The 22,294-nt window shown below is 63.6% G+C and carries 29 protein-coding genes; 14 read left to right on the top strand and 15 right to left on the bottom strand.

What is annotated here, in order from left to right; translation table 11 throughout:
* Positions 1–53: 53 nt before the first annotated feature.
* Positions 54–845 carry an RNA methyltransferase gene (locus tag GTP23_RS05515; RefSeq protein ID WP_161034193.1) on the bottom strand — a complete coding sequence of 264 codons (792 nt, stop codon included), beginning with the start codon at positions 843–845 and terminating at the stop codon, positions 54–56.
* A gap of 169 nt (positions 846–1,014) precedes the next feature.
* On the opposite strand from GTP23_RS05515, the gene GTP23_RS05510 reads away from it, so the two are divergent.
* The 6 genes from GTP23_RS05510 to GTP23_RS05485 all read left to right on the top strand — a co-directional run bounded on the left by GTP23_RS05510 (position 1,015) and on the right by GTP23_RS05485 (position 6,295).
* A complete protein-coding gene (locus tag GTP23_RS05510; protein WP_161034644.1) occupies positions 1,015–1,833 on the top strand; it encodes an inositol monophosphatase family protein in 819 nt (272 codons plus the stop codon).
* Positions 1,834–2,069: 236 nt separating this feature from the next.
* Positions 2,070–3,557 (top strand): DEAD/DEAH box helicase, encoded by a 1,488-nt coding sequence (locus tag GTP23_RS05505; RefSeq protein WP_161034192.1) that lies wholly within the window; start codon positions 2,070–2,072, stop codon positions 3,555–3,557.
* 175 nt (positions 3,558–3,732) lie between these two features.
* Positions 3,733–4,512 (top strand): 2-oxo-tetronate isomerase, encoded by a 780-nt coding sequence (otnI, locus tag GTP23_RS05500; protein ID WP_161034191.1) that lies wholly within the window; start codon positions 3,733–3,735, stop codon positions 4,510–4,512.
* Between the two features lie 120 nt (positions 4,513–4,632).
* On the top strand, positions 4,633–5,439 hold the full coding sequence (locus GTP23_RS05495) for a hypothetical protein (protein WP_229255920.1): 807 nt from the start codon (positions 4,633–4,635) through the stop codon (positions 5,437–5,439).
* Positions 5,440–5,441: 2 nt separating this feature from the next.
* Positions 5,442–5,852, top strand: coding sequence for a hypothetical protein (locus GTP23_RS05490; protein ID WP_161034190.1), 411 nt, complete (start codon positions 5,442–5,444; stop codon positions 5,850–5,852).
* Positions 5,853–5,908: 56 nt separating this feature from the next.
* Complete coding sequence (locus GTP23_RS05485) at positions 5,909–6,295, top strand: TraR/DksA family transcriptional regulator (protein ID WP_161034189.1); 387 nt, start codon at positions 5,909–5,911, stop codon at positions 6,293–6,295.
* A gap of 41 nt (positions 6,296–6,336) precedes the next feature.
* Here the strand turns inward: GTP23_RS05485 and GTP23_RS05480 are convergent, their stop codons facing one another.
* From GTP23_RS05480 to GTP23_RS05470, 3 genes are all read right to left on the bottom strand, one after another.
* Complete coding sequence (locus tag GTP23_RS05480; RefSeq protein ID WP_161034188.1) at positions 6,337–6,699, bottom strand: hypothetical protein; 363 nt, start codon at positions 6,697–6,699, stop codon at positions 6,337–6,339.
* Between the two features lie 162 nt (positions 6,700–6,861).
* Entirely contained in the window at positions 6,862–7,725 is an 864-nt protein-coding gene (locus tag GTP23_RS05475) for a M90 family metallopeptidase (RefSeq protein ID WP_161034187.1), read from the bottom strand.
* 114 nt (positions 7,726–7,839) lie between these two features.
* Positions 7,840–8,418, bottom strand: a complete 579-nt coding sequence (locus GTP23_RS05470) for a winged helix-turn-helix domain-containing protein (RefSeq protein ID WP_202411925.1) — start codon at positions 8,416–8,418, stop codon at positions 7,840–7,842.
* Positions 8,419–8,760: 342 nt separating this feature from the next.
* Here GTP23_RS05470 and GTP23_RS05465 point away from each other — a divergent pair, with 342 nt between their 5' ends.
* Together GTP23_RS05465 and GTP23_RS05460 are read left to right on the top strand one after the other, a co-directional pair.
* Positions 8,761–9,804, top strand: a complete 1,044-nt coding sequence (locus GTP23_RS05465) for an OmpA family protein (protein WP_503826610.1) — start codon at positions 8,761–8,763, stop codon at positions 9,802–9,804.
* A 12-nt stretch (positions 9,805–9,816) separates the two neighbouring features.
* A complete protein-coding gene (locus GTP23_RS05460) occupies positions 9,817–10,674 on the top strand; it encodes a YihY/virulence factor BrkB family protein (RefSeq protein WP_161034185.1) in 858 nt (285 codons plus the stop codon).
* 4 nt (positions 10,675–10,678) lie between these two features.
* Here the strand turns inward: GTP23_RS05460 and GTP23_RS05455 are convergent, their stop codons facing one another.
* Both GTP23_RS05455 and GTP23_RS05450 read right to left on the bottom strand, forming a co-directional pair.
* Positions 10,679–10,972 (bottom strand): hypothetical protein, encoded by a 294-nt coding sequence (locus GTP23_RS05455; protein WP_161034184.1) that lies wholly within the window; start codon positions 10,970–10,972, stop codon positions 10,679–10,681.
* A gap of 120 nt (positions 10,973–11,092) precedes the next feature.
* Entirely contained in the window at positions 11,093–11,404 is a 312-nt protein-coding gene (locus GTP23_RS05450) for a BON domain-containing protein (protein ID WP_161034183.1), read from the bottom strand.
* Positions 11,405–11,610: 206 nt separating this feature from the next.
* Between GTP23_RS05450 and GTP23_RS05445 the strand changes: the two genes are divergently transcribed.
* The gene (locus tag GTP23_RS05445) at positions 11,611–12,063 is read left to right on the top strand and encodes a glycine zipper 2TM domain-containing protein (protein ID WP_161034182.1); all 453 of its coding nucleotides are present in this window, start codon (positions 11,611–11,613) and stop codon (positions 12,061–12,063) included.
* A gap of 72 nt (positions 12,064–12,135) precedes the next feature.
* Here GTP23_RS05445 and GTP23_RS05440 read toward each other — a convergent pair whose 3' ends face one another.
* From GTP23_RS05440 to GTP23_RS05410, 7 genes are read right to left on the bottom strand one after another with little or no spacing between them, the layout of a single operon-like run.
* On the bottom strand, positions 12,136–13,293 hold the full coding sequence (locus GTP23_RS05440; RefSeq protein WP_161034181.1) for a patatin-like phospholipase family protein: 1,158 nt from the start codon (positions 13,291–13,293) through the stop codon (positions 12,136–12,138).
* A gap of 45 nt (positions 13,294–13,338) precedes the next feature.
* Complete coding sequence (locus GTP23_RS05435; protein ID WP_161034180.1) at positions 13,339–13,710, bottom strand: hypothetical protein; 372 nt, start codon at positions 13,708–13,710, stop codon at positions 13,339–13,341.
* 11 nt (positions 13,711–13,721) lie between these two features.
* Positions 13,722–14,102, bottom strand: a complete 381-nt coding sequence (locus GTP23_RS05430; protein WP_161034179.1) for a phage holin family protein — start codon at positions 14,100–14,102, stop codon at positions 13,722–13,724.
* A 6-nt stretch (positions 14,103–14,108) separates the two neighbouring features.
* Positions 14,109–14,411 carry an ElaB/YgaM/YqjD family protein gene (locus GTP23_RS05425; protein ID WP_155433514.1) on the bottom strand — a complete coding sequence of 101 codons (303 nt, stop codon included), beginning with the start codon at positions 14,409–14,411 and terminating at the stop codon, positions 14,109–14,111.
* A gap of 57 nt (positions 14,412–14,468) precedes the next feature.
* The gene (locus tag GTP23_RS05420) at positions 14,469–15,005 is read right to left on the bottom strand and encodes a ferritin-like domain-containing protein (protein WP_161034178.1); all 537 of its coding nucleotides are present in this window, start codon (positions 15,003–15,005) and stop codon (positions 14,469–14,471) included.
* Positions 15,006–15,019: 14 nt separating this feature from the next.
* On the bottom strand, positions 15,020–15,958 hold the full coding sequence (locus GTP23_RS05415; protein WP_161034177.1) for an OmpA family protein: 939 nt from the start codon (positions 15,956–15,958) through the stop codon (positions 15,020–15,022).
* 11 nt (positions 15,959–15,969) lie between these two features.
* Positions 15,970–16,368, bottom strand: coding sequence for a DUF4398 domain-containing protein (locus GTP23_RS05410; RefSeq protein ID WP_161034176.1), 399 nt, complete (start codon positions 16,366–16,368; stop codon positions 15,970–15,972).
* Positions 16,369–16,563: 195 nt separating this feature from the next.
* Here GTP23_RS05410 and GTP23_RS05405 point away from each other — a divergent pair, with 195 nt between their 5' ends.
* Positions 16,564–18,579 (top strand): AsmA family protein, encoded by a 2,016-nt coding sequence (locus GTP23_RS05405; RefSeq protein WP_161034175.1) that lies wholly within the window; start codon positions 16,564–16,566, stop codon positions 18,577–18,579.
* 124 nt (positions 18,580–18,703) lie between these two features.
* Positions 18,704–18,928 carry a YMGG-like glycine zipper-containing protein gene (locus tag GTP23_RS05400; protein ID WP_161034174.1) on the top strand — a complete coding sequence of 75 codons (225 nt, stop codon included), beginning with the start codon at positions 18,704–18,706 and terminating at the stop codon, positions 18,926–18,928.
* A gap of 60 nt (positions 18,929–18,988) precedes the next feature.
* Here the strand turns inward: GTP23_RS05400 and GTP23_RS05395 are convergent, their stop codons facing one another.
* Positions 18,989–19,732 (bottom strand): Crp/Fnr family transcriptional regulator, encoded by a 744-nt coding sequence (locus GTP23_RS05395; RefSeq protein WP_161034173.1) that lies wholly within the window; start codon positions 19,730–19,732, stop codon positions 18,989–18,991.
* Positions 19,733–19,846: 114 nt separating this feature from the next.
* Here GTP23_RS05395 and GTP23_RS05390 point away from each other — a divergent pair, with 114 nt between their 5' ends.
* The 3 genes from GTP23_RS05390 (at position 19,847) to GTP23_RS05380 (ending at position 21,369) form a co-directional block, all read left to right on the top strand.
* Positions 19,847–20,512 carry a glycine zipper 2TM domain-containing protein gene (locus GTP23_RS05390; RefSeq protein WP_161034172.1) on the top strand — a complete coding sequence of 222 codons (666 nt, stop codon included), beginning with the start codon at positions 19,847–19,849 and terminating at the stop codon, positions 20,510–20,512.
* Between the two features lie 115 nt (positions 20,513–20,627).
* Positions 20,628–20,774, top strand: coding sequence for a lmo0937 family membrane protein (locus GTP23_RS05385; RefSeq protein WP_155434136.1), 147 nt, complete (start codon positions 20,628–20,630; stop codon positions 20,772–20,774).
* A 58-nt stretch (positions 20,775–20,832) separates the two neighbouring features.
* On the top strand, positions 20,833–21,369 hold the full coding sequence (locus GTP23_RS05380) for a DUF3617 domain-containing protein (RefSeq protein WP_161034171.1): 537 nt from the start codon (positions 20,833–20,835) through the stop codon (positions 21,367–21,369).
* 22 nt (positions 21,370–21,391) lie between these two features.
* Here GTP23_RS05380 and GTP23_RS05375 read toward each other — a convergent pair whose 3' ends face one another.
* Entirely contained in the window at positions 21,392–22,228 is an 837-nt protein-coding gene (locus GTP23_RS05375; RefSeq protein WP_161034170.1) for a branched-chain amino acid aminotransferase, read from the bottom strand.
* Positions 22,229–22,294: the final 66 nt, after the last annotated feature.

The raw sequence follows: 22,294 nt of genomic DNA, 5'->3' as shown, positions 1-22,294 counted from the left end.
CTAGTGTACGTGAATCAACTAACCGCAGAGTCAGCAAAAATAGAGTGAACGTTCTATTTATCGCTGCCGGCCGGGCGCCGGCCTGTCATGTGGCGGGCAATGCCGCGCAGAATATTGACCTCTTCCTGTTCCAGCTGGGCCCGGGCAAACATGCGCTTCAGGCGCGGCATCAGCTTGCGCGGATTGCTGGCGTCGAGGAAGCCGATCTCGACCAGTGCCTGTTCCAGATGCTGGTACATGCCTTCGATCTGGGCCACGCTGGCCGCCTCGCCCTGAAAGCCGATATCGTTGGCGTCGCCGCCGGGCTGGCGTACGCTGGGGGCACCGTCCAGCGCGGCCATGCGGCATTCGTAGGCCAGCACCTGCGCCGCCTGCGACAGGTTGAGCGAGGAATAATCGGGATTGGCCGGAATATTGATGAGCACATTGCACTGCTCGACGATCTCGTTGGGCAGGCCGAAGCGTTCATTGCCAAAGATCAAGGCCGCATGCAGCTCGGGCTGGGCCAGCAACTGGCTGGCCAGCGCGCGCGGCGTCAGTACGGGCGGTGAGTATTCGCGCAGACGGGCCGAGACGGCGGCCGCGAAATTAATGCCTTGCAGCGCTTCGGCCATGCTGCCGACCACCCGGGCCGAAGCGAGAATATCGCTGGCGCCGCTGGCAAAGGCGATGGCTTCGGGGTCGTCCAGCGCCCCTTCGAAACGGGGTGTGACCAGCACCAGATCGGTGAAACCCATGGTTTTCATGGCTCTTGCCACAGCACCAATATTGCCTGCACGGCTAGTTTCTACCAGAATAAATCGCAGCCGTTTGAAAAGATTCGTGTTGATTTCGGGCAGGTTCATTTAAAATAGCGCTATTGCGCGGTATCGATACTAAGATTTTCCGGAATTTTACCCTGTCGGCGCCGCTCCGCTCTTTAATTCACTCTTGTACTCTATCGTGCTGCCGGGCAGGCTGAGGCCCCCGCTGGGCGTTAGCGTTCTTTTAACGGAAAAAGCTTACATGCACCCTATGCTCAACACGGCGGTGAAGGCCGCCCGCCGCGCCGCCGCGGTCATCAACCGCGCTTCGTTCGATCTGGATCGTCTGATCGTCAACGAGAAAAACCACAAGGATTTCGTCACCGATGTCGATCAGGCCGCCGAGCAGGCGATCATCGAAGTGCTGTCCAAAGCCTATCCTGAGCACGCTTTCCTGGCCGAAGAGTCGGGCGCTTCCGCCAACGCCCATGACGAGAGTGAATACACCTGGATCATCGACCCGCTCGATGGCACCACCAACTTCATGCACGGTTTCCCGCAGTACTCGATCTCGATCGCGCTGGCCCAGCGCGGCGTGGTCACGCAGGCCGTGATCTACGATCCGGTCCGCAACGACCTGTTCACCGCCACCAAAGGCGGCGGCGCCTATCTGAACGACAAGCGTATCCGTGTTACCAAACTGGACCGCATCGCCAACGCCCTGCTATCGACCGGCTATGTGGCCGGCAATGCCAAGGCGCTCGACGAATACCTGAAAATGTACGGCATCATGGCCGAACGCTGCCACGGCGTGCGCCGTCCCGGCAGCGCTGCGCTGGATCTGGCCTACGTCGCTTCGGGCCGTCTGGACGGCTTCTACGAAAAAGGCCTGAAGCCATGGGATATCGCCGCCGGTTCGCTGATGGTGACGGAAGCCGGTGGTATCGTTGGCGAGTTCAACGGTGAATCGGACTACCTGTACAAGGGCGACATCATTGCCGCCAGCCCGAAAATCTTCGGCCAGATGGTCGGTCTGCTGACTCCGTTCCACGCCACGCCGGTAGCGCCGGCCGCTCCGGCCGCCGAATAAGCTTGCGGGCAGGCCAGCCCTGCCCTGCGGTTTTCAGGCGGAATGGCTAGTTTGTTACAAAAAAAGAGAGCGTTTGCTCTCTTTTTCATTTCCGCATTGAAACAATTTATAGATGAAGCTGCTATACTCTGCGCTGCGGCTCCCTTGACCAGTCCTCTGCCGCAGTATCATCCACCTAGATTGCCTGCGACTGGCGCCAGCAACTGGCGACAGGCCTATCCTCACTTAGAGTTACCATGTCCTTTACATCCCTCGGTTTGTCCGATGCCATCGTCCGCGCTGTTACCGAAGCGGGCTACACCTCGCCCACGCCCATCCAGCAGCAGGCCATCCCGGCCGTCCTGAATGGCGGCGACCTGCTGGCAGGCGCACAGACCGGTACCGGCAAGACGGCCGGCTTTACCCTGCCCGTGCTGCACCGCCTGTCCACCGACGCGCGCGGCCTGGCACTGAGCAATAACAGCTCGCCACGTCCTATCCGCGCCCTGATTCTGACCCCGACCCGCGAACTGGCGGCCCAGGTGGAAGAAAGCGTACGCGTGTATGGCAAATACACCAAGCTCAATTCCACCGTGATTTTCGGCGGCGTGGGCATCAACCCGCAGATCAAACAGCTCAAGCATGGCGTCGATATTCTGGTGGCCACGCCGGGCCGCCTGCTCGACCACATGGAACAGGGCACTGTCAAACTGGACCAGATCGAAATCCTGATCCTCGACGAAGCCGACCGCATGCTGGACATGGGCTTCATCCGCGACATCCGCAAAGTGCTGGCTGCTCTGCCAGCGAAGCGCCAGAACCTGCTGTTCTCGGCCACCTTCTCGGACGAGATCAAGGCGCTGGCCGATGGCCTGCTGGACAAGCCGGCTACCATCGAAGTGGCACGCCGCAACTCCACGGTAGAAGTCATCGCGCAGAAAATCCATCCGGTCGACCGCGACAAGAAACACCCCATGCTGTCCTACCTGATCAAGGCACATAACTGGACCCAGGTGCTGGTGTTCACCCGCACCAAGCACGGCGCCAACAAGCTGGTAGACCAGCTCGGCGCCGACGGCATAGGCGCCATGGCCATCCACGGCAACAAGAGCCAGTCGGCCCGTACCCGCGCCCTGTCCGAGTTCAAGGATGGCACGCTGCAGGTGCTGGTGGCGACCGATATCGCCGCGCGCGGCATCGATATCGACCAGCTACCCCACGTGGTCAACTACGATCTGCCGAATGTACCGGAAGACTATGTGCACCGCATCGGCCGTACCGGCCGCGCCGGCGCCACGGGTGAAGCCGTGTCGCTGGTCTGCGTGGACGAGCACGAGATGCTGAAAGATATCGAGAAGCTCATCAAGCAGACCCTGCCACGCGAAGTGATCGCCGGTTTCGAACCGGACCTGAATGCCCGCGCCCAGCCTATCCAGCTGCGCAGCGGCGGCCCCGGCCACCGCAACGGCCCTAGCCGTCACGGCAACAAGCCACGCAGTGGTGGTGGTCAGCGCAGTGCTGGCGCCGGTGGTGGCAATGGCGGTGGCGGCAATCACGCTGGCCGCAATGCTGGCGGCAACGGCAATGCTCCACGCGGCAACGGTGGCGGCAATGGCGGCGGTAATCCGGCGCGCAGCAATGGCGGCAACGGCCCGCGCGGCAATGCGGCAGGTCCACGCAGCAGTGGCAACGGCAATGCTCCGCGCAGCGCCGCCCAGCACCGCTCTGGCGGCCGCGGCCGCTAATCCCCCGTGGCGGGGCTACGTAGCACTATGCGCTGCGCCAGCCCCGCCCTGCTGCAACTGGCGGCCACGGCCGCCTTCCCTCACAGGCCAGCGCCAGGCATCTAGTGCCATGCAACTATCTGGGCCGGCAGATTTTCAGCTAGGATAGCGGTTCTGCCTGACTGCCGGAATCACTATGCCCAAGTTCGCCGCCAACCTGACCATGCTGTTCAACGAGGTGCCCTTCCTCGAGCGCTTTGCGCTGGCGCGCGACGCCGGCTTCGATGGCGTGGAATTCCTGTTCCCCTATGCCTACGACGCGGACCAGCTGGCCGAGCGCCTGCGCCGCCATCAGTTACAGCTGGTGCTGTTCAACCTGCCATGCGGCGACTGGAATGCGGGCGACCGCGGCATGGCCTGCGATCCGCGCCGGCTGGACGAATTCCGCAGCGGGGTCGACACGGCCATCGAATATGCGCTGGAACTCGACGTCAAACAGCTGCACTGCATGGCCGGCAAACTGCCGGCCGGACTGGCCCCCGAACGGGCCCGCGCCAGCTATATCGACAATCTGCGCTATGCCGCAGATCAGCTGGCGCCCCATGGCATCAATCTGCTGATCGAGCCGATCAACCACTACGACATGCCCGGCTATCTGCTCAATACCAGCCAGCAGGCGGCCGACATCATCGCCGAAGCGGGCTGCCCCAATCTGTTCCTGCAGTACGACATCTATCACATGCAGCGCATGGAAGGCGAGCTGGCCAATACCATCCGCGCCCGCCTGCCCCTGATCCGCCACATGCAGATTGCCGACACGCCGGGCCGGCACGAACCGGGCACCGGCGAGATCAATTACCGCTTCCTGTTCCGCCTGATCGACGAACTCGCTTACGACGGCTGGCTCGGTTGCGAATACCTGCCGGCCGGCGAAACACTGGCCGGGCTGGGCTGGCGCCAGACACTGGCCAGCTAGCGGCGAAGAAGTCAGCACGACGGGGCTAAACGCCGGCAAAATTCCGCCACACATTTGAGCTAGCTCAATACCGCACGCTAGACGCATACCAAACTGGGCCTTTTCTACACCGGAGAGCCCATGCCTGCTTACACCTTCACCGCGCTACGGGGCGGCATGCTCGGCTGCCTGCTCGCTGCCACCCTGCTACTGTCCGGCTGCGCCAGCAGCACGCCGCAGACGGCGGCCGTGCGCGAATTCGCCGCGCTGGCACCCAATCTGCAGAGCTACCACGAGCTGACCGAACGCTACCGCCACACCTACCAGCGCGAACAGCCCTTTCTCACGCCCGAGGCCGATGCTTTTGAGCGCCAGCAGGACCGCCAGCGCCAGCAGGCCTGCGACGACTTCGTCAAGCTGCAGGGCGGCGTGCAAGCCTATATGCAGGCACTGGGCCGGCTGGCCGGCGACAAGCAGTACGATCTGGAAGATCAGGTCAAAGCCATGGGTAGCGGCCTGCGCGCCTGGCCCGAGCAGGGGCTGGACGACCGCCATGTATCGGCGTTTGCCGGCCTGAGCCGCCTGCTGGCGCGGGCCGTGACGGCGCCGGCCCAGCAGGCGGCCCTGCAGGACTTGCTGCGCTCGGGCGCGCCGGCTGTCCAGCAGCTGCTGGACGCCATGCAGACGCTGCTGCGGCTCTATCAGCGCAGCAGCGAGAACGAACAAGCCATTGTGCTGGGCATGCTGGAAACGGAACTGCCGTATGCCGACCCGCAGCGCCAGCGCCTGCTGCGTGCACTGGCCGGGGTGCTGCAGCAGGAAAAGCGCAATGAATACCGTTTATTCGGCCTGCGCAGCACGCTGGCGCGCCAGCATCTGGACAGCATCATCGCAAGCCATCAAGCCCTGCTGGCGCAACTGCCGGCCGCACCAACTTCCCGGGAGTAGCCATGAGCCCAGCAAGCAATATCGAAGCCGTCGCCAGTCAGCTCAGCGACTGCGCCGCCGCCCTGCACCGCCGCATCCTGCTGGCCATGCGCCCGCCCGCCGCACCGCAGGCAGAAATACAGGCGCTGTTCGGGCGTGAAGTGGCTTTGCGCATGTGTGCCAACGGCCTGTATCTGGATGCCGCCCGGCTGGCCGCCAGCGGCCTCGATCCGGCCCAGCAGCAGGTGCTGGCCGTGACAGCGCGTGCCCGCGCCACGCTGGAGCACATCCAGCACATCAAGGACGTGTTCGACTTCAGCGCCGAACTGCTAGCGCTCGGTGCCGCCATTGCCAGCGGCAAACCCGAACATGTGCTCAAGCCACTGGAAAATATCAAGCACCAGCTCGATGCGCTGGACCACGGGGCGCCCTGACACTGAACAAATCGCCGGCGCTCCGGTCTAATCGCAGAGGCCTAGGGAGCAGCATCATGAACGGACTGGAAACACAGCAATGGGAGACTTTGCAGGAGCGCCTGCGGCAGGATTACGCCGGCTTGCTGGCCCAGCTCGCCGACGAAACGCTGCATACGGCTGCGCTGCGCCGTCCCCTGCCCCATGAGACGCAAGCCTCGCCCTCGGACAACGCCAGCCAGCGCAGTTTCGAAGCCCAGCAGATGGAAGCAGCCGCGCACACGCTGCAGCAGTTGCAGAGCGTGCGCCATGCGCTGACCAAATTCGCGGAAGCCAGCTACGGCCTGTGTGAAAGCTGCGGCGACCATATCGGCTACTCGCGCCTGAATGCGCGGCCCGACGCGCGGCTGTGCATCGATTGCCAGACCCGTGCCGAACTGCACGGCCGTCCCCAGCCCGCGTAAGGCCGCGTGGCATGCCGCTGGTTAGAATGAGCGAGTGCCGTCTAATCGTTATTGAGCCAGGGCTGGCTGCGGATTTTGGCCACTTGCCGTTGTGCCAGCAAGCGCCACAGTTGCAGGGCATCGGCCTGTTTCAGTGCCTGCATGGTGCGCGGTGTGGCCAGCGCAATTTCGCAATCCCGGTCCGACCATTCGGCAAAACGCACATTGCCACCGCCAGAGACTTCCACTTCATACATCAGCCCGTCGTCATAGCCGAAGCGCAGCACGGCACTACCGGGGCCACCATCGGGACTGGCCACCTTGCCGCTGTAGACGTCTGCCAGCGCCGCCGCCATCTGGGCTTCAGACGGTGCCCGCACATCGCGGCCATCGGGGCGAGTAAGCTCTAGCCATGCCTGAGTCATTGACGCATCTCCTATCAGAACGCGCGGTCGCAACGGCTGCCGGTTGAAAACCTGATGCGCCTATCATACCGAAAAAAGCGCGGTGTGCAGGCAGCGTCTCGCATAAGCAACAATCCATCACAACAGTGCCGAAACGGCATGATTGCCAGCCTGACCAAGGCTTTACCAGTAGGCCGGCGCCCCGTAACTGGCTGGCATGACAGGTGGCGGCGCGCTGGTCCACTGACGCGGATCGACGCGGTAATACTTGCTCAGTTCGGCATACAGTTCAACATGGTGTTCTGCCATCTGATACGGCTTCTCGAAAAAGGTTTCCGTCGCCACGGCAAAAAATTCGGCGGGGCTGGTGGCACCGTAAGGGTCCATCACCGTATCCTGCCGGTACAGCGCATGCAGGCGCAGGTTGTTGTAGTCACGCGTGAGCACTTCCGACCATTCGCGGTAGCTGGCCGGATTGCCCAGATAGGGCGCGCCATTGGCCCGGCCCGATTCGCTATCGAGCTGGTGAGCAAATTCGTGCAGCACCACATTGTGGCCGTCGCTCCAGTCTGCCATGCCGCGCAGCACCGCATCCCAGGCCAGCACTACCCGCCCGTCATCCCACGATTCACCGAGCATGCTCTGGTGGCCCGGCGTGACCACCCCGCCCGGCCCCACATGGGCCCGCGGTGCGACGAATTCGGCCGGATACAGCAGGATGGTGTGCAGCGCCGGATACACTTTGCTGGGACGGTTCAGCAGCAGCAGGCAGGCTTGCGCGGCAATCAGCACGGCCATTTCATCCGTCACTTCCAGCCCTTCGCAGCCGATAAATTTTTTCTCGTGTAAAAACTGCCGGACCAGGCGCTGCAACTGCTGCTGCAGCTCGGCCGGCATGCGCCGGTAGACGGGCAGATAGCGCTCAAGCGTGGTCTGGGCCGCAGCAGGCAATGGCTGCGCCAGCACGCGGCGCAAACGCCAGCGCGGGTAATACAGCGGCAGCGCTATCAGCAGCGCCGTCAAGGCTATCCAGAGCAATGCATCCATCGCTTGCGCATCCCTCAGTGTTCGAGTCCAGCCTACATGGGGCGTTGCAACGGCTTTTCAATATGCAAACAGCCGGCAGGGCCGGCTGTTCATCATAGCGCACTGGCGGCAGCCTTACAGACTGTGCTCTTTCTGCTGGGCCGGCGCAGAGCCGAACAGGGCCGCCACCAAGGGATCGCGCGTCACGGGGCTGCGGTTGACCCGGATGGCATAGTGGGTATCGTCGGCCAGTATGTGGAAGTGGCGGCCGGCGCCGGCCATGGCCTGCTCGCGCAGACCGGGGCGTTCCTTGCGTGCGGGCGCGCCTTCGCGTTTGGGCTGCACAATGGCAGCCAGAAACGCCCGCACCCGCTCCGGATCGGGCGTCAGCTGGTACACCGCCTTGCCCAGATAGGTGGCCGTGCCTTCCACATAGCGGGCCAGTTCGATCACGCCCGCTTCGCGCAGGTCGCGGATGTATTTGCGGGCACCGGAAGGGGAAAATTTGAGGAACCATGCAATTTCGTCGGCCAGCATTTCATGCAGCTGCAGCTCGCCGATCAGCTTCTGCATATTCTCGATGCGGCGCATGGTGGCCGAAGTGGACCGTACACGTTCGATGGAAGCCATGCACAGGCCCGGCTTGCGATCAAGTGGCGGCGCCGGACGCTCTATCAGTCCGGATGGCTTGCTGGTGGCGGCAGGTACAGGCATGTTCTCTGGCCCCGTCTGGGTTGGTCGCTCTGCATACATGGATACACTCCTTATCTCGATTGCCGGATTTATTCGCAGCGTACGCGCTACTCTGGCGCCAAGAATGACGGCAGGCAGTGTTTCAGTCTGTGCGGCAGCGAACATTGCTCACAGAAGCTGGGTTTATGTGTGTGACCCATAGCAATGGCAGAAGTTGCATCGATTGTTGTCCGATTGAGATAGCTCAAGCTTCCGTGCGTCAGCGTACGGATGAGGCCTAACTATCGGCCTAATCTCCACTCCAACAGCGATGTCCGGCCATTGCTGCCGATCCACTCAAACAATCAGAAACGGAGCGACACTGTGAACTTCATCACCCGAACACTTCCTCTTGCCACCGCCGCCCTCTGCCTGCCCTGCCTGGTGCAGGCGCAGGATGCGGTCATCAATCCCTCGTGGTATCTGCAACCCAGCCTGAATGGCCTCAAACCCGATAGCGATTTCGGCACGGACCACCGCGGCTACGGCCTCGGCTTGCGCATCGGCAAACCCGTCAGCGAAGCCTGGGACGTGCAACTGGGCACCAGCTATGCGCGCTCGCGCGACGGCGGCCGGCGCTACCAGCAGAACACCCTGGGCGTGGACGGGCTCTATCTGTTTTCGCGCCAGAGCTTCCGCCCCTTCCTGCTGATAGGCGCGGGCGCGGAGCGGGACAAGAGCAATCTGCCGCTGATGGCCGAACGCAGCAAGACCTCGCCCTATCTGAGTGCCGGTATCGGCTTTCAGGCCGACCTGAACGAGCGCGTCAGCCTGCAGGCCGATCTGCGCAATGTGCATGGCTTCCTGCGCGGCGACACCTTCCCCAGCAGCAAGAGCAACAACTACTACGCTACCGTGGGCCTGAACATCGCCTTCGATGCGCCCCCCAAACCCGCGCCGGTAGCACCGCCGCCGCCACCGCCGCCAGTGGCGGCCGAACCGCCACCGCCGCCTACGCCTGTGCCGCCGCCACCACCACCGGCCCGCTTCGAGAAAGTCACCATGTCGGCCACCGAGCTATTCGCCTTCGATAGCGCGAAGCTGCAGGACATGCAGCCCAAACTGGACGAGATCGCCAATCTGCTGGCGGCCAATCCGGCCGTGGAGCAAGTGGTGATTACCGGCTACACGGACCGGCTGGGCAATCCGCGCTACAACCAGAAGCTCTCCGAACGGCGCGCTCAGGCTGTGAAGGACTATCTGGTCGGCAAAGGTGTGGCAGCCCAGCGCCTCAACGCCGTGGGCAAGGGTGCAGCAGATCCCGTGGCCCAGTGCCAGCAGAAACAGCGCAGCGCCCTGATCGCCTGCCTCGCGCCCAACCGCCGCGTGGAAGTCGAGCAGATCACCATCGAGCGGCGCGTGCAGTAAGCGCGGGCAGCCATGCAGGGTGCGCCAGCTTCGCTGACCAGGCTGCTGAACGCCACCTTCAACGACTGGCTGGCGCACCGGGCTGCCAGCAAGGGCGCAGCACTGGCCTTCTATACGCTGTTTTCGCTGGCGCCCGTGCTGCTGCTGGTGCTGGCCATCGCCGGCAGCCTGTATGGCGAAGCAGCCGCACGCGGCCAGCTGTTCGGCGAACTGCGCAGCCTGCTGGGGCGCGACGGCGCACAAGCCATCGAACTGCTGCTGGCCGGCGCCCGCAATCCCGCCGCCGGACGCTGGACCACGGCGCTGGCCGCCGTCATCCTGCTAGTGGGCGCCACCACCGTATTTGCCGAGCTCAAAGCCAGTCTGGACGAGATCTGGCACATCCCGCCCGTACGCGACAGCGCGCTGCTAGCACTGCTACACACCCGCCTACTATCGCTGGGCATGATACTGGTACTGGCTTTTCTGCTGCTGGTGTCACTGGCCGTGAGTGCGGCCCTCAGCGTGCTCGACCAGCTGGGTGCGGCCGACAACCGCTACCTTGCCGCCCTGCTGGGCATGCTGAACAGCCTGTTCGCCTATCTGGTCATCAGCGCCCTGTTTGCCGCCATCTTCAAACTGCTGCCGCAAGCGCGGCTGGCCTGGCGCGATGTGCTGACCGGTGCACTGGGCACGGCAGCGCTGTTCACGCTAGGCAAGCATGTCATCGGGGTCTACATCGGCCACAGTGCACTGGCCGATAGCTATGGCGCTGCCAGCGCCATGGTGGCGCTGCTGCTGTGGGTGTATTACTCGGCGCAGATCTTTTTCCTCGGGGCAGAATTCACCCGCCAGTACGCTTTACAGCGCGGCAGCATGCGCCCCGCCTGAGCGCCTATTGCTGGCGGCAGCGCCAGTAATACGCGGCCGAGGCCACGGGCAGCTCGGCCACCGCCACGCTGTTGGCCAGCGCCAGCTGATCCGCTTCACGCAGCTGGGCTTCGGGCGCCAGCACGCGGGCGATCACGGCCGGGCTCACGCCTATCTTGCGCAGAAATTCCACGGCATTCGCCGTGCCGAGATCACGCTGCACAGTGAGAGCCTGCCGCACGATATGTTCGAGCGATTGCCAGCCTTCGGCTTTCACTCCGTCCTGCCATTGCTGGCGTCTTTCGTGTTCGGGTTCCATGGCATCCCCCTGTTGCGGCGCGCGGCCAGCACGATGCCGGCTTGCGCCCATGTTCCTATCTTAGCCAAGATTCAGCCCGAGACAAGCCATCACGCAACAGGGCGAGGTCTGCCATCACGCTTACTTCACGTGGATATCATTCTTCACGGCTTTCACCCCTTTGACATTGCGGGCAATCTCAGCGGCTTTGGCCATATCGTCAGGCTGGGCCACGAAGCCGCTCAGCTGCACCGTGCCCTTGAAGGTCTCGACGTTGATTTCAGTCGACTTCAGGCTGGGTTCATTGAAGATACCGGCTTTCACCTTGGTGGTGATAACGGAGTCATCAACGTATTCGCCCGTGCCTTCGCGCGTCGCCGTCGGCGCGCAGCCTGCGGCAGCCAGCAGCGAGGCAGTGAATAGAGCAGTCGCAATATGTCGGGTCAGTTTCATGGCATTCTCCTTGCTGTTATCAGTTGAATTTTGCTGTGCTATCGGGTGATCGACATGACCACCGATGTCTGACGTTGTACGCGCTATCCCGACAGTACTCCGTACGCTAGCGTACAAAAACACCGTTTCCCCCTCTGAGTGCAGCAGCGCACAGACCATCCCTGAGCTGCGGCTTACCCTGTGGACATTGTTTAAGGAGGAATACCATGCGCACCAAAACCACTACCCTCAGTCTCCTGCTGGCCAGCGCTGCCCTGCTGGGCGGCTGTGCCAGCAACCAGCCTGCCGTGCAGCAGGGCTATTACGCCAATCAGTCGGACGCGGCCAGCTATGGCACCGTCGATGCCATCAAGGTGGTGGCGGTAAATAACAGCAATAGCGGCGCCGGTGCCGTGGCCGGCGGTGTGGTCGGTGCCCTGCTGGGCAATCAGGTAGGTTCGGGCAGCGGCCGTACAGCGGCCACCGTGGCGGGCGCCGTCGGCGGTGCTGTGGTCGGCAATAATATCGAGAGCCAGCGCAAGGCCCAGACGCGCCAGCAATACCAGATCAGCGTGCGCATGGATAATGGCGACTACCGCATCATCAACCAGGATATGCTCGACGATCTGCGCGTGGGCAACCGCGTGCGTCTGATCGATGGCCGGGTCTACCGCTACTAAACTCTGGTACCGCGGCAGCGCTGCGCCAGTGGTCCGGCGGTGCTGCCACGTGCCGTGCGGCGCGCTGCTGGCTCAGGCAACTTGGCTGTGCGGCGCGTTCTGCAGCGGCGGCAGTTCGTGCACCACCAGCGGCGTATCCTCGCTGACCAGACTCAGCCAGCCAGCCGCCTGGATGCCGCGCAACGCATCCTGATAGCCCTGCTCCCAGCGCCACTCGATAGAGCCACGCGAGAAATTGATATCCTTGGCCGCCATATTCCAGTCGCGTCCCGCATACGGCAGGCGCACCACATGCAGGGTGGAACCGCAGCCCAGTTCGGCCAGATCGCGCGCACCCTGCTCGCTTTGCGCATGCCCGGGCAAAGCCAGATACAGGTCGCGGATTTTCTGCTGCATGCGATGACGCTTGACGTAATCGTCGAGGTGGCGCTGCGAACGCGAAGCAAACGTCACATCCTTCTGGCGCGTCTGCACTTCATCGAGCGTGGTCGGCTCCTGACCATCGGCGCTCCACAGGTCCACCATGAAGCACAGGGTATCGACGTGTTCGTCGTCGTCGAGCACCGTCTCCAGCGGCGTATTCGAATACAGGCCGCCATCCCAGTACAGCTCGCCATCGATGCGCACGGGCGGGAAACCGGGCGGCAAGGCACCGCTGGCGCGGATATGGTCGGCGCTGATGGCGAGCTGGCGGTTATCGAAGCTGCGCAGCGTGCCGCAGGTGACTTTGAGCGCATTCACGGTCAGGCGCATGCCGCCCGGCTGATTCAGATAATCCCAGTCTATCAAGCGGTTCAGCGTCGTTTCGAGCGCGCTGGTATCGTAAAAACTGGCCTGTTCGGGCGCCACGGCCGCGCCCAGCGGAAACATGCTGGGCCAGCGCGGACTGAAAAAGCCGGGCACGCCACGGATCAGCGTATCCCAGGTTTGCAGCAGCACGTTAGAGCGGCGCTGCAGGTCGGGCACGCGGCGCATATCGTAGCTGTCGCGATGGGCGATGCTCTGCCAGAATTCGCGCAGGCGCTCGAGCCGGGTCTCGTGGGGATTGCCAGCCAGTATGGCGGCGTTGATGGCACCGATGGAGGTGCCGACTATCCATTCCGGCGCAAGTCCGTGCTCGTGCATGGCCTGAAACACGCCGGCCTGATAAGCCCCCAGCGCACCGCCGCCCTGCAGCACCAGCACCACGCGCAGGCGTGCCGGATTCAGATTACGTTCCTGCTTGCTCATCCATTCCCTCCAACGAAAAAACGCCGCAGAGCGGCGTTCATTACATCATTCCTGTTCCGGACCGGCGCTATCACGTCGGCGTCGCAGCCACGCCGCGCCCAGACCCGCCGCAGCCACCAGGGCCAGCATGGGTTTGAACAGGCGCTTGCGCATCAGATAGGAGCCGACGGTAATGGCATACGGCATCAGCCATTTCACGTCCACCCCCTGCAGGCCGCCGGGCTGCAGCAAGCCGCCCAGCCGCGACTGGGCCAGCCCGACCGCGTGTTCGACCACGCCCTGCACCAGCGCATCAGGCTGCAGCGCATTGCCGACCAGCGCTTTGGCATGCACTACCTTGATCCGGTATAGCTCACCTTCGCGTATCAGCCGCTGTTTTTCTGCTTCGAGGGCGGCACGTTGGGCTTCTTTACTCATCGTCCCTCCCCTCACAGCAACATGTCACGGTCGGCTTTAAGTTCCGCCATGGTGGCTGGCATCGACAGCTTGCCACTACGGATCAAACGCCGTGCATACACGATCATGCCCACCGCCAGCGCCACGAACACGGCCGTCATCAGCGGCAGGATCAGCCAGCCCATGGCATTCCACGCCAGATAGACGATGGTCACGGTGGCATAGGCCAGCGCGAAACAGCCCGCTACTACCGCCAGGGCAAATACCAGCACCAGCTGCAGCAGATGGTTGCGCACCTCGGACAGTTCCAGTGCGGCCAGTTCCAGCCGCGTCAGCACCAGCCCTATGCTATTGCGGGCGATATTGCCCAGCGAAGCAATCAGGCCGGGCGGGCGTTGCGGAGTTTCCGTCACGATGGCTTACTTGCGGCCGATGATCACGCCGATCAGCAGGCCGATGCCGGCTGCTGCAGCGATGGAACGCCATGGGTTTTCCTTGACGTATTCATCCGCCTGCTTCGCCACTTCCTTGCTGGCGGCAATGGCGCTCTGCTGGGCTTCCTGTGCCTTGGCCAGTGCCGTGTCGAGGGCGCGCATGCCGCGGCCGCGCAGTTCTTCGGCTTTTTCGCCCGTCAGCGCCGTGGCGGCCGTAAACAATGCCTGGGCATCTTTCACCAGGGTTTTCACATCGTTGTTCACGGTACTGAAGTTTTGTTCCAGCATGATTAAGCTCCTGTTCTGGTGGGGTTTAACGGTACAGCAGTCTTCACTGTACAGCATTTATTCAAGCAGATCGCGCATATCGTCGGCATGTTCCTCTTCCACGGCCATGATACGGATCAACAAATGCCGTGTGGTGGGATCGCTATCGCCTATCTGTTCCACCATCTGCCGGTAAGACTCTATCGCTACCCGCTCGGCCACCAGATTGGCGCGCACCATCGATTGCACATCTACACAGACATCATACTCGGCATGGCTACGGGCGAGCAATGTTGCTGGATTGAAATCAGGTTCGCCATTCAGCTGGACGATGCGTTCGGCCAGCCAGTCCGCGTGTTCCTGCTCCTGCAGCGCATGTTCCAGAAACTCGGCCTTGATGGAGGCATGCTCGCGCCCTGTCACCGTGTAGTAGTGGCGCTTGTAGCGCAGGATGCAGACCAGCTCCGTGGCCAGCGCATCGTTGAGCATGGCCAGCACGGCCACGCGGTCACCCTGATAGCCGGCCGTGACGGGGCCGTCCTTGAGATTGCGTGCTGCTGCCCGGATGGCTGCAACGTCGATGCCGCCCGCATGGGGCATGGTATGTTCGCTCATGATGATCTCCTTGCTTAGCGCCGGCTGGCGATGGGGGCGCCGTTCTGCGACAGTACGATTTCGACACGGCGGTTCAGCTGGCGGCTGGCCGCATCGGCATTGCTGGCTACGGGATAGGCCTCGCCATAACCGCGCGTGGCGATTTTTTCCTGCGCCACACCAAGACCGATCAGGGCATTGCGCACGGCTTCGGCGCGCCGCTGCGACAGCTGCAGATTGTGGTCTGCCGTGCCCGTGCTATCCGTAAAGCCTTCGATCAGCACCACGCTCTGCGGCGCCTGCATCAGCACATCGGCCAGCTTCTGCGCCGTGCGCATGCCGTCCGCACTGAGTTCCGCCTTATCGACCTGGAACAGCACATCGCTCAGCGTGATGATGATGCCGCGTTCGGTCTGCCTGGCCTGCAGGTCGGCCAGCTGCTGCTGGAGTGCGGCATTGCGCGCTTCGATTTCGCGCGCGCTGCTGGCGGCCGCGTCGGCCTGCGCTTTGGCGCGCTGAGCTTCGTTGCGCGCCTGATCTGCTTCGGCCGTGCGCTGCTGCAGACGCAGCTCGTCGCGCTGGCGTCCGGCCTGGGCCACGCTGGCCTCGGCCTGCTTCTGGCGCGCCACTTCCTGTGCCGTCGCGATCTTCTGTCGCGCCACATAGGCCAGTTTGTCCACCTGCTCGCTGCTGTCGCGCCGCCCGGCTGCCGCGTTGGCTTTCTCCAGCGCCGTGCCGGCCTCGCGCAGCTCCGTCGCCGCATACGTGGCCACGGCCGCATCGTTCTGCGCTGCCTGATAGTCATTGCGGGTTTCGTCCAGCAGCATGGTGCTCATGGGGGTGGTCGCGCAGGCAGCCAGCCACAGTGCCAGCAACACGATCAACAGCAGATTCGGCAGCAGCTGCGGCCAGCGTTGCACAGGCCGTACGGCCTGCGCTGCGGCGGCCGTCTCAGGTTTTTTCTTGATGTACATGATAGTTCTCCCTAGCGTGTGACCGGTGCCGAGCTGCGCGACAGCTCGTCGCGCAACGCCTGTATGCTGCGCTGGACTTCTTCCGCCGCCTGCGCCGCCTTGGCCGAATTGGCCTTGCTCTGGGCCAGCCGCGCATCAGCTTCGGCCTGATTGGCCCAGTCTGCCGCAGCCTGATAATCGCGCGCCGTCAGCGCCTGGTTGGCCCGCATCAGCTTGTCGCGGGCCGACTGCATTTCGGCTGGCGCCACTTCCGCTGCACCGGCATTGGCCGCGGCATCCACCGCTGCACGCGACACGGCCACATCGGCCGTGGCCGGGGTTTTCTGGCTGGCACAGCCGGCCAGCGCGCCTAGCAGCAGCGCCAGCACTGGCGCCATGCGGTAGGCATCATGGTTTCCGGATTGCTTCATCGTCACTCTCCTAAAAAAGCCTGTCGATAGCTAGACGTTATAGGCGTCTGGCGCAACTGTTTCAGTTCGCTGACGCACGCAAGCCCCTCAGCCGCATGCCGGCAAGGTGCGGGCAACTGAGTGCGCCAGCACACGACAGTGACAGCACAGGCGGTGTAAGCTAGTGCCAACTTTCCCCTCGCGAGGATCTCCACCATGCCGCTACGCCGCCGTACTGTTTTACTGCTGGCCGTACCGCTTGCTCTGGCCGTGCTGCTGGCCCTGGCCGTGCTGGTACTCAACACAGCCGACTGGAACCGCGCCCGCCCCTGGCTCAATGAAAAAATCAGCCTGGCGCTGCAACGCCCGTTTGCCATCCGCGGCGATCTGACGCTGAGCTGGGCCTGGCCGGCTGCCGCCGAGCGTCCGCCCGGCTGGCGCGCCTACCTGCCCATGCCGCGTCTGCTGGCGCGTGATCTGCATCTGGCCAGTCCGGCCAGCATGGCGGAACAGGGCGAACTGGCCAGCGTTGCCAGCGCGCTCATCGAAATCGAACTGCTGCCGCTGCTGCATCAGCGCATTTCTGTGCCCCTGCTCCGGCTGGAACAGCCGCAACTGCATCTGCTGCGGCGTGCCGACGGCCACAACAACTGGAGCTTCGCGCCGCCGCGCGAACCCAGCGCCTGGCGGCTGGAACTGGGCACGCTGCAACTGGGCAATGGCCAGCTGCAGCTGAAGGACGCCGTGCAGCAGCTCGACCTGACGGCCAGCCTGCAGACACTGGAGCACGATGCCCTGTACGGCGTGGCGTGGCAGTTGCAGGGCCAGTGGAAACAGCAGCCGGTACAGGGTCAGGGCAAGGCGGGGGCGGTGCTGGGCCTGCGCGAACAGACCCGGCCCTATCCGCTGGAAGCCGTGCTCGATGTGGGCGGCAGCCGCATGGCCGTGAGCGGCACACTGACCCGGCCCGCCAGCCTCACCAGCCTGGATCTGCAACTCAGCCTGTCCGGCCTGAGCATGGCGCGCCTGTACGCGCTGACCGGCGTGCTGCTGCCGGAAACCCCGCCCTTCAGCACTTCCGGCCATCTGCATGGCGAGCTGGGCGCCCATGCCAGCCGCTGGCAATATCAGAATTTCATAGGCCGCGTGGGCCAGTCCGACATCTCGGGCAATCTGGAATACCGCTATGGCACGGCGCTGCCGCGTCCGCAACTGGGCGGCGCCGTGCAGGCCCGCCTGCTACGACTGAGCGATCTGGGCCCGCTGATCGGTGCCGATTCCAACCGCAGCAAGCAGGTACGGGGCGTGGCGCCTGTACAGCCGGGCAACAAGGTGCTGCCCGTGGAAGCCTTCCGCAAAGCGCGCTGGACTGCGCTCGATGCCGACGTGCATTTCACCGCAGGCCGCATCACGCGCGACCAGGATTTGCCTATCTCTCAGGTCGATACCCGCATCCTCATGCGCGATGGCGTGCTGAGTCTGGAGCCGCTGCAGTTCGAGATCGCCGGCGGCAGCTTCAATGCCAGCCTCAAGCTCGATGGCAGTGGCCGCAAGCTGGCCGATGCCATCGCGGCCGATCTCAAAGCCCAGGCGCGCCATCTGCATCTGAAACAGCTGTTCCCCCGCATCGAAGCCATGCAGGCCACGGTGGGCGAAGTCAATGCCGAAGTGGCGCTGAATGCCCAGGGCAATTCCGTGGCCGAACTGCTGGGCGCATCGAATGGCGAACTGCGTGCCGTGGTCAGCAAGGGCAGCATCAGCAAACTGCTGCTGGAAGAAATGGGGCTGAATCTGGGCAGCGTGGTGCTGACCAAGCTGGTGGGCGACAAGCAGGTGCAGCTGAACTGCCTGATCAGCGACTTCACGGTCCGCAATGGCCTGATGCAGACCCGCCTGTTCGCGGCCGACACCACCGATGCCCGCATCGATGTGGAGGGCCAGGTCAGCCTGCGCACCGAGCAGCTCGACCTCACGCTGCGGCCCGAGGCCAAAGGGGTGCGCATCATTTCCCTGCGTGCCCCCATCTATCTGCGCGGCAGTTTCAAACAGCCGGACGTCAGCATCGACAAGAAAGTGCTGGCCCTGCGTGCCGGTGGCGCGCTGGCGCTGGCAGTGGTGGCGCCCGTCACGGCCATCCTGCCTTTGATGACCAGCGGCAGCAGCGAGGATGCCGACTGCGCCGCCCTGCTGGCAACCCGGCGTCCGCCGGCACCGGCCCGTAACGTGCGCTAGCGTACGGAGCAAACGGCGCATGCCGGTTATGCTGGCCTCAGGCTGGTGCCATCAGGACGCGCCGAATCTGGCGCGCCGCCCTGCACCTTCAGCCCGCGAGGCTCATCAAATCAAGGAGAACAATATGAAACGCAGCATACGCATACTGGGCAGCAGCGCCCTCGTCGCGGCCAGCATGGCCTTGAGCGCCTGCAGCAATATGTCGGCACGCGACCAGAATACGGCCATCGGCGCCGGTCTCGGCGCCGTGGCCGGCTCCGTACTCACGGGCGGCAGTGCCGCCGGCACCGTAGGTGGCGCCGCCGTGGGCGGGGTGATCGGCAATCAGGTCAACAAACCACCGCGCTAGCCCTCGCACGCACAGCGCAAATGACGGGCCGGCAGCGCCGGCCCGTCCAGCAGTGGCCAGCTAGCGTAGCACCTGCCCCAGACCCAGTACGCCGTCTTCCCGCACCAGTCCATAACAGCGGCAGGCCGCCTGTTCCAGCCCTGCACTGTCGAGAATTTCGATATTGCCGCGGCTATAGCCGATCAGCTTTTTCTCCTGTAAGGCACTGGCCGCCTTGGTCACGCCGACGCGCCGCACGCCCAGCATCTGGGCCAGAAACTCATGGGTCAGATGGAATTTTTCCGACTGCAGACGGTCGCGCGTCATCAGCAGCGAGCGCGCCAGCCGCGCTTCCAGCATGTGGAAGCGGCTGCAGACAGCGATCTGTATCACTTGCGCCAGCAGAGCATCGGTATAGCGCTGCAGCAGATGCTGGAGCACCGGCATCTGTTCGAACAGCTGGCCGAAGCATTCGGCCTCGACCCGCAGCACGCGGCCATTGCGCTGGACCACGGCGCGCAACTGTACCGGCCGCCCCGCATGCAGCACGGAAGCGCCCAGCATGCCTTCGCGCCCCACCACGCCCACTTCCAGCGTCATGCGGCCATCAGCGACGGCCAGTAGCGACACCAGCGTATCGAGCGGGAAAAACATATGGCCGGGCTGCTGGCCCGGTTCGAACAGCAGCTGCCCGGCTTGCACCCTTACCGTGTCGCATTGCGCCAGCAACTGCCTGCGCTCGGGCTCGGGCAGGGCAGCCAGCAGCTGGTTCTGCGGCAGGCGCAGCGCGGCGGGCGGAAGATCGGTGGCGGCATCGGTAAGCATAGCGGCAGCGTAGAGGCGCAATGATGTGCTGTATGTACGCTGACGCACGGAAGGAAAAGATGTCCTCATGGAAAATCTTCCCATCATCTACATCATCATGACGAGGACCACACCATGGATACCCAACACCCCACCAGCAACCCTGCCGCACAGTCCACGCCACAAGCTCCGGCTGCCCGCTCGCTGCACCCGCTGATCCTGAGCGCCGCAGTGGCGGTCGTGCTGTTCTGCGGCGTCGGCAGTGCCGCCATCATGGGCTGGCTGCCCAATACCCGCGCCAATGACAGCGTGCCACTGGCCAGCGCAAGCAGCCCTAGCACCAGCAGAAACGCCCCATACAGCGCCCCCGCCAACCTGACGCCGGCAGACGCCGAGCGCTATGCCGCCGTCGATGGCAGCCGCGCCCTGCCCGAAAACCAGCAGGCCGCACGTCCCGCTGCCGCCGTGTGCAATAGCTGCGGCGTGATCAGTTCTATCCGCAGCGTCGAGCATCGCGGCCAGGGTACGGGCGTGGGGGCAGCCGGCGGCGCCATCCTCGGCGGCCTGCTCGGCAATCAGGTCGGCAGCGGCCATGGCCGCCAGCTGGCGACGGTGGCCGGTGCCGTGGGCGGCGCGGTCGCCGGCAATCAGGTGGAAGGCAATATGAAGACCACCCATAGCTGGGAGATTATCGTACGCATGGATAACGGTGCGCGCCGCGTACTGCACCAGTCGGCCCAGCCGCAATGGCATGAAGGCGATGCCGTGCGCATCGTCAACGGACAGTTGCGCGCCAATTAAGTACGGCAGCGTACGGACAGCGACTGCAGGGCTAGCGACAATGCAGGCTAGCGTCGCCACCGTACCCTGCTTCGGCAGAACACTGAACGGCGACCTCACTTATAAGGAGATTGCTATGCTGTACACCATCGCTGTCGTACTCATCATCCTCTGGCTGCTGGGGCTAGTCACCTCTTACACCATCGGTGGCTTCATCCACGTGCTACTCGTCATTGCCATCATCATGGTGCTGCTGCGCCTGATAAATGGCCGGGGTCTCTAGGCTGGTCTAAGCGGCCGCTATGGTTTATGCTGAGCCTCCCGCAACCAAGGATGCCATCATGAAAAGCAGCGCAATTTTTCTCCTCATACTGGCCGCAAGCGCACAGGCTGGCGCACAGAATATCAAGCCCGGCCTGTGGGAACTCAGCGTCAAGGTGAAGAGTGCCGATGCCCAGACGGATCAGGCCCTCAGCGCTGCCGTCAAGCAGCTGGAGAGCCTGCCGCCCGAGCAGCGCGCCCGGCTGGATGCCATGATGCAGCAGAACGGCGTCACGCTGCCGGCCATAAAAAGTGATGGCGCCATGCGCCGGCCCTATTGCATTACGCCGGAAATGGCAGCCAGCAAGGAACTGCCGCTGCCCGCGCAGGGCCAGTGCAGCAGCAAGCGCGAGCCTATCGCGGGCGGCTACAAAATTTCCTACGAATGCAGCAAACCGCAGGCACGCGGTCAGGGCACGGTGCTGATGAATGGCGATAGCGCTTTCACCGGCACCATGGATGCCAGCAGCGATACCGGCAATGGCCGCATGCAGAAAGTCACGGTAGAAACGACGGGGCGCTGGATCAAGCCCAGCTGCTCGCCGCAAACGCCTTAATCACCGGGCACTACTGGCCACCTCAGGCCAGTCCGGCAAACGCCATATAGCGCGCATGGGCCAGCGCGGCCATGGGACCGATAGGCAGGGGGCGGTTTTCATAACGGGTGCACGGCGAGACCTTGCCGTAGTTACCCGTATTGAAGATTTCCTGCGCCGTCTCCAGCTCTTCCGGCCGCACCGTGCGCTCTTCCACCACTATGCCTTCCTGCGCCAGTAGCGCGATCACGCGGGCCCGCGTAATCCCCGACAGGAAAGTGCCATTGGCGACCGGCGTCACCAGCTTGCCGTCGGCCGCCACGAAGAACAGATTGGCGGACGCAAATTCGGCCACATTGCCCAGGCTGTCGCAGACCACGGCCGTATCGAAACCGCGCTGCTGGGCTTCGCGTATCACTTTCGAGGAATTGGCATACAGAGCCGAGGCCTTGGCATCAGTCGGCGCCATGGACGGATCGGGCCGGCGCAAGCCTGTCAGGCAGGCCGAAAAGCCCTGAAACTTGGGCATGGGCGCATCGAACAGCGTCAGTGCGAACGCACTCCTGGCCGGCACCGGCACCAGCAAGCCTTCCGTACCGAACACCAGCGGCCGCACATACAGCTCGGCGTCCGGCGGGAACTTGGCCACACCTTCTATCACCAGCTGCTCCATTTCATCCACCGACAACGGGCACACCAGCCCCACCCGCTCTGCCGAATTGATCACCCGCTGCAAGTGCAGGCGCAAGTCCGGCAAACGGCCACGGATGGCACGCGCGCCATCAAACACGGACGAACCCAGCCAGACACTGTGATCCATCGCGCCGAACAGGGGCGTGTTGCCCTCGGACCAGCCACCGTTGAAGTAAGTCAGATACATACGCATTCCCGATCGTCTTGAAAACAGACAATTTAGCACGGATCAGCCCACCGTCCTCAGCACTGC

Source organism: Duganella fentianensis (assembly GCF_009857835.1).
GTDB lineage: Bacteria > Pseudomonadota > Gammaproteobacteria > Burkholderiales > Burkholderiaceae_D > Rugamonas > Rugamonas fentianensis.
This window is presented reverse-complemented; position numbering and strand designations above follow the sequence as displayed.